Raw genomic sequence first — 999 nt, 5'->3', positions numbered from 1 at the left:
CCCCTCCCCCTCTCCCTCCCCCTGGAGACCGCCGTATGTCCGCACCCGTGAATCTCAGCAAGGGCCAGCAGATCAGCCTCAGCAAGTCCGACGGCAGCACGCTGACGGCCGTACGGATGGGGCTCGGCTGGCAATCCGCCCCGCGCAAGGGGCTGTTCGCGAAGCTCGCGGGGCGTGGCGAGATCGACCTGGACGCCTCGGCGGTGCTGTTCGCCGGCTCCGAACCGGTCGACGTGGTCTTCTTCCAGCACCTGGTCAGCGACGACGGCTCGGTGCGGCACACCGGCGACAACCTGGTCGGCGGTGCGGGTCAGGGCGGCGACGACGAGACGATCCTGGTGGACCTCGCCCGCGTCCCGGTGCACGTCGACCGGATCGTCTTCACGGTCAACTCCTTCACCGGCCAGACCTTCGCCGAGGTACAGAACGCGTTCTGCCGCCTGGTCGACGAGCAGACCGGCCAGGAGCTCGCCCGCTACACCCTGACCGGAGGCGGCGACCACACCGCGCAGATCATGGCCAAGGTGCAGCGCGGGGACGGCGGTTGGCAGCTCAAGGCCATCGGCGAGCCCGCGTCCGGGCGCACGTTCCAGGACCTGATGCCGAGCATCGCCGCACACCTGTAGGCACGTACTCATTCGACCCCACCGACCTCCACGAAGGGACCTCACCCGGTGTTCGGACTGAGCGAGCTCGCCATCCTTCTCATCGCCGTCATCCTCATCTTCGGCGCGAGGAAACTCCCCGAACTCGCCCGCTCCGCAGGCAAGTCGGCCCGCATCCTCAAGGCCGAGGCCCGCGCCATGAAGTACGAGAACGCGACGCGGGACACCCCGGAGCACGCCCCTGAGCACGCACCGGAGCAGCAGGCACCACCCCGCGTCATCCGCGGCGAGACCGTCCCAACGGACCCGGTCCCCCGACCGCATCACCAACCGCACCACCGCCCCGAGCCGGACGCACACCCCTGACGGACCCCCGAAGGAACCTGCCGAACCC

At 69.7% G+C, this 999-nt stretch carries 2 protein-coding genes; both read left to right on the top strand.

From position 1 onward, the window contains the following. Nucleotides 1-35 precede the first annotated feature (35 nt). A complete protein-coding gene (locus GUY60_RS37875) occupies nucleotides 36-626 on the top strand; it encodes a TerD family protein (protein WP_161706027.1) in 591 nt (196 codons plus the stop codon). A 48-nt stretch (nucleotides 627-674) separates the two neighbouring features. Further along, entirely contained in the window at nucleotides 675-971 is a 297-nt protein-coding gene (locus tag GUY60_RS37870; RefSeq protein ID WP_161706026.1) for a twin-arginine translocase TatA/TatE family subunit, read from the top strand. The last annotated feature ends 28 nt before the right edge of the window (nucleotides 972-999 follow it).

Source organism: Streptomyces boluensis (assembly GCF_009908195.1).
GTDB lineage: Bacteria > Actinomycetota > Actinomycetes > Streptomycetales > Streptomycetaceae > Streptomyces > Streptomyces boluensis.
This window is presented reverse-complemented; position numbering and strand designations above follow the sequence as displayed.

Coding starts and splice junctions, on each gene's coding strand:
- GUY60_RS37875 (WP_161706027.1), top strand. CDS start 36: ATGTCCGCACCCGTGAATCTCAGCAAGGGCCAGCAGATCAGCCTCAGC.